Origin of the sequence: Steroidobacter sp., assembly GCF_016790065.1 — a bacterium.
Lineage (GTDB): Bacteria > Pseudomonadota > Gammaproteobacteria > Steroidobacterales > Steroidobacteraceae > Steroidobacter.
On the sequence record NZ_JAEUPY010000411.1, the window covers coordinates 1 to 4,950 of the forward strand.

At 61.9% G+C, this 4,950-nt stretch carries 4 protein-coding genes; 2 read left to right on the forward strand and 2 right to left on the reverse strand.

The features are described 5' to 3' along the window. Positions 1 to 1,580 (forward strand): S9 family peptidase (locus tag JNL55_RS16885; protein WP_293855975.1); only part of this gene is annotated, 1,580 nt, incomplete at its 5' end. A 2-nt stretch (positions 1,581 to 1,582) separates the two neighbouring features. On the opposite strand, the gene JNL55_RS16890 is transcribed toward JNL55_RS16885, so the two are convergent. Then, on the reverse strand, positions 1,583 to 2,563 hold the full coding sequence (locus JNL55_RS16890) for a FecR family protein (protein ID WP_293855978.1): 981 nt from the start codon (positions 2,561 to 2,563) through the stop codon (positions 1,583 to 1,585). Then, the gene (locus tag JNL55_RS16895) at positions 2,560 to 3,150 is read right to left on the reverse strand and encodes an RNA polymerase sigma factor (protein ID WP_293855981.1); all 591 of its coding nucleotides are present in this window, start codon (positions 3,148 to 3,150) and stop codon (positions 2,560 to 2,562) included. Before JNL55_RS16895 ends, JNL55_RS16890 begins: the two co-directional genes overlap by 4 nt. Positions 3,151 to 3,287: 137 nt before the next feature. On the opposite strand from JNL55_RS16895, the gene JNL55_RS16900 reads away from it, so the two are divergent. Continuing rightward, on the forward strand, positions 3,288 to 4,950 hold a 1,663-nt coding region (locus JNL55_RS16900; RefSeq protein ID WP_293855984.1), incomplete at its 3' end, for a TonB-dependent receptor plug domain-containing protein.

Consider the following 4,950-nt stretch of genomic DNA (forward strand, 5'->3'; position numbering starts at 1 on the left):
CCATCCGAGGTTCGGCTGCGCAGCTCGCGTGGTCGCCGGATGGACGGCAGTTGGCCTTCGTCAGCATGCGTGGCACGCACAGCTTCGTCGGTACTTTCGACATCAACTCACGCGAGCTTCGTTATTTCGGCGCATCGTTGGAAAGCGATCAGCTGCCGGCTTGGTCGCCGAACAGTCGGTATCTAGCTTTTGTGCGTGTGCCCGAAGAAGCGCAGAGCTATCGCTTCACGCCACGCATGGAAAGTATCCCGTGGTCGATTCAGCTGGCGGATCTGCGAACGGGCGACGTGCGCACGTTGTGGACGGCTGATGCCGGTCCTGGCAGCACGGGTGGCAAACCGATTGCGTTCGCGGCGAGTGAGAATGCTGTGCGAGCCCCGCTCGTCTGGACGCACGATGAGCACGTCGTGTTCACCTGGGAAAAGACTGGTTGGACGCAGCTCTACCGCGTCGGACTCGACGGTCGCGCACCTCAACAGCTCACTCGGAGCCAGGGTGAAGTGTGGTCGCCGTCGGTATCGGCGGATGGTCGCTCGTTGTACTACATGGTCAACGCACGCGAGCCCGAGCGGTTCGAGTTGTTTCGTATCCCCGCTGAAGGCGGCACGCCCAAACTGTTGTCTGGTGGCTACGGCACAAGTTACGTCCAGCCTGCGTTGCCGTTGCGTGATGGCCGAGTCGCGTTCTTAGGCTTCAACGCTCGCACCCCTTCGCAAGTCCTGGTGAGCGACGCGGGCGACAAGCTCAAGCCGTTGGTGTCTGATGTGATCCCGCGCGAGTTTCCAACGGATCAGCTGGTCCCGCCGAGCGTCGTCGATCTGCAAGCCGAGGACGGTTTGAAGTTTCGCGCGTTGCTGTTCAAGCCGACCGGATTGAAAGCTGCGCAGAAGCGCCCGGCAATCGTTTATGTGCACGGTGGCTCGCGTTCCATTGCAACGGAGGAGCCGAACCTCGCCTGGGGCTTGGTCCAAGCGTTGGTGATGCGCGGCTACGTTGTGCTGGTTCCGAACTTCCGCAGCGGCATTGGATATGGTTTGCAGTTCCGTGAAGCGCCGGCCTATGGCGGTAGCGGTGGCAGCGATACATTGGATGCAATTGCATCGGGCCGTTATCTGGCGCGCTTGCCGGAGGTCGACGCGAAACGCATCGGCATCTTCGGAATCTCCTACGGTGGCTATCTAACGACGGCTGCGTTGGCACGTGCGCCTGATGTTTGGGCCGCAGGTGCGAGCTTGGTCGGCGTGGCCGATTGGCAGATGGAGTTGGAACTCGACAAGGGCGGCGCACGACTGCCGTTCCGTTTGTCCGAGCGAATGAAGTACGAAGACCTGGCTCACGAATCGTCTGCGAACGCGCACCTCAAAGGTTGGCGTGCGCCGTTGCTGTTCATCAGCGGCGACGATGATCGCGACGGCTGGTTGGTGCAGGCGATTCAGCTGGGCCAGTCGCTGCGGCGAAAGGGCATCGAAGTCGAAGCTATGGTCGAACCCGGTGGCGCGCACAGCCCGGCGACACATCGGCAGTTGCGGTCACGAGCGAGTCGTCTGTTCGATTTCTTCGATCGGCGGCTGCAGCAATAGGCTCAGCGTGAGGACAGCACGACCTTCCCGGGAGTGGATTGATCCACTCTCACGGGGAGGAGTGCTTCCACGCTACGCAGCCAGCCGTCGATGTCGTTCTCGAACACGGTGCCGGACAGCAGCAGCTCGCCCACCGCTGGATCAGCAATAGAAATATCCAGCGTGGAATAGCGATTCACGTCGGCCACGACGTACTTCAACGGCTCGCCCAGATATTCCAACCGGCCGCTGCGCCAAGCCGAGGCGGCGTCCGGTGTGGAAGTTTGCACTTTCGCCGAGCCGGCGTTGGCGTCCAGCGTGAACTGCTGGCCGGCGGTGAGGGTCGCGACGATCTCATCGCTATCCTGACGCCGCACTTGAACGGTGCCTTCGGTGACTGTGACGTTGAGTCGATCGATGGCCTGGCGCACATTGAATGCAGTGCCGACGGCAGTGATGCTGGCATCGCCAGTGCGCACGACGAACGGTCGCTGCGGATCCTTGGCCACATTGAAAAAGACTTCACCGCGATCCAACTTGATGGCGCGCTCCGAAGTATCGAACCGCACCAACGCCAGTGACTTACCGCTCAACGCGAGGCGCGAGCCATCTTGCAATGTCACGTCGCGATGTTCGGCTGGCTGCGTCTCGTACGCTATGGTTTCTTGATGGGTGAGCGAAGTGTCGTTGGTCCACGGCCGCCACAGCCCCAACGTCACCGCGATCAGCAAAGTCGCCGCGATGGCGAACCAAACCGGCCGGGAGGACGGGGCGGCCGTCGGTAACGCGGGCGCAGACTTCTCGGGCAGTCCATCGAAGTCGTACCACAGCTGTTGGAGTTGCTCGAACGCCTTACGATTCTCGTCACTGGCGGCCAGCCACTGCTGCCATTCGGAGATTTCCTCGACACTCAAGTCGTCGTTCTGAATCCGCACCAGCCATTCCGCGGCCACAGTTCTCGGCAAGGTGGCGTCTGTAGTGCTCATCGTCCGGTTGATGTTCATGGCTGAGTCCCTGGGGCTGAGTCATCCGCTCCATGCGCGACATCGAGCCCGGCGCGACAGTGCACCAGGGCCTGCACGATGTAGCGGCGCACCGAGCGCTCAGTGGTATGCAGATCCGTTGCGATGGCGGGAATGTCCAAGCCATGAAAGCGGTTGAGCATGAAGGCGCGACGGCATTTCAGCGGCAACTCTTCCAGCAGTCGCTGTAGCAGTTCCATGTCCTGGATGCCGGAGGCCTGGCGTTCCGCCGACGGGCCTTCGGTATTCGCGCGAAAGAAATCGAACGCGGCGGTTCGCTCGCTGGAGCGACGCGTACGCAGCCGATCGATGGCGATGTTGGCGGCAATCTTGAACAGGAAGGCCCGCAGATAGCTGACCGCGCCGGGGGTATCCAGAGCCAGCAGGCGGACATAAGCTTCCTGCGCTACCTCCTTGGCATCCTGGTGCGAGCCCATGCGCGCCGACAGAAAGCGTAACAACGAATCGTTGTGTTCCTGAAACAGCCGTTCCACCAAACGCGCCCGAGCACCCGCCGGGGCGGCGGGTGACTGGGGGGCGTCGTCGTTGGGGGCAGGCATGGGTGTCATTGTGCCTCGTCCTCTTAAGACGGAGCAGGGGGCAGAAATGGACAAGGCCCCTTAAAATTGTCCGAAACCGCGGCCCGCTCCGTCACAAGGACACATTCCGGCTCACGGCCGGCGACAATGGGTCCTAGGGGAGCGACATGCATATCCACAAAAAGAGCGGAACGGGACGGTACAACGGGTTGCGGGCGGCATTGCTTGCGGTGCTGGCCATGCACGCCTCGGGCGAGCTGGAGGCGGCGCAGCTGGATGAGGCGGCACAGTTCGACATCACTGCGCAGTCCCTCGATACGGCGCTGCTGGCCTTCTCCCGGCAGGCGGGCATTCAAGTGCTGGCGACGACACAGACGCTAGTCGGCAAGACCACGGCTGGAGTGAAGGGCCAGCGGGTGGTCGAGCAGGCGCTCGCGGAACTGTTGCGTGGTTCGGGGTTGAAGTTTCGACAGACCAGCAGCCATGCCGTGACGGTCGAGCTTGGCTCAGGTACTGAAACCTCTGCACTCAGCGAGTCTGGGACTATACGGCTGGCACAGGCGGAGTCGGTCTCGACTGCCCACGACGATCAGAACATTTCCGAAGTGCTGGTCAGTGCGCGCAAGCCCTTTACCGAGGGCAACATGGACATCGTGCGCACCGAGAACGATGCGCAGCCGTATCAGATCATCGGCAAAGACGAGATCGAAAAGTCCGGTGCCGCCAACGTCGAAGATTTCCTCAAGAAACATTTGACCATGAACGCAGTGGCCCGCAATCCCGGGCTCGCGGCCGTCAGCACCGTCGGCACCATGAGCAATGTCAACTTGCGAGGCATCGGCACCAACCAGACGTTGATCCTGATCAACGGCCGGCGCACCGCCACCATCGCGCTGTTCGGCGCCACCAATCAACCGGACGTGAATAGCGTGCCCATCGGGGCCGTGGAGCGCATCGAGGTGCTGCCGGTCTCGTCATCGGCAATCTACGGCGGTAGCGCCATCGGTGGCGTGATCAACGTAGTGTTGAAGAAAAACTACGAAGGCGGGCAAGTGAATGTTTCTTATCGCAGCCCGTTCGACGTCGATGCGCCGATCCGCACCGTCGATGCCACTTACGGACTGTCGCTGGAAGGTGGTCGCACTCACGTGATGGTCGGCGCACGCTACTCGGATAGCCAGGCGCCGCTGGCCCGTGATCGGCCCGAGCTGTATGCACGCGGACTCGCCAACGTGCTCAGAAATAATCCTGCCATGCTGACCTCGCCGGCGGCTCCTTTCACGGTGGGCGCGTTGCCAAACATCGGTTCGGTTAGCGGCGGCAATCTCACGTTGCGACCGGAGTATGGCGGCGGTAGCTTGGGCTCGAACATCACCCATTTGTCCGCTGGCGTTACTGGTGCGACGTCTCCGCTGGCCATCGGTGCGGGCTTGCTGGCGAATGCCGGCACCTACGATTTCAATCGCGTCGACTCCGTTGGCGGCACGACCGGCCAAGGCCTGCGTGCGCCGGTGCATGGCATGCCGGAAGTGAAGTCCTTTATTGCTACGGCACGTCGCCAGATGTCTGAGAACGTCGAGGCGTTCATCGAGCTGTATAACAGCACCAACCTGCGCAGTGCGTACTGGATGCCGGCATCGGCTTCATACATCGTCAGCGCCGCTTCGCCGTACAACCCATTTCAGCAGGACGTGCGAGTGACGTTGCCGGCGCTCGGTGAGCGCTCGGAGATCTGGAGCGAGACCGAAGTCCCGCGCGCCACCGGTGGATTGCTGATCGAGCTGCCGAACGATTGGCAGATGGAGACCGACTACACCTGGACCAGCAACG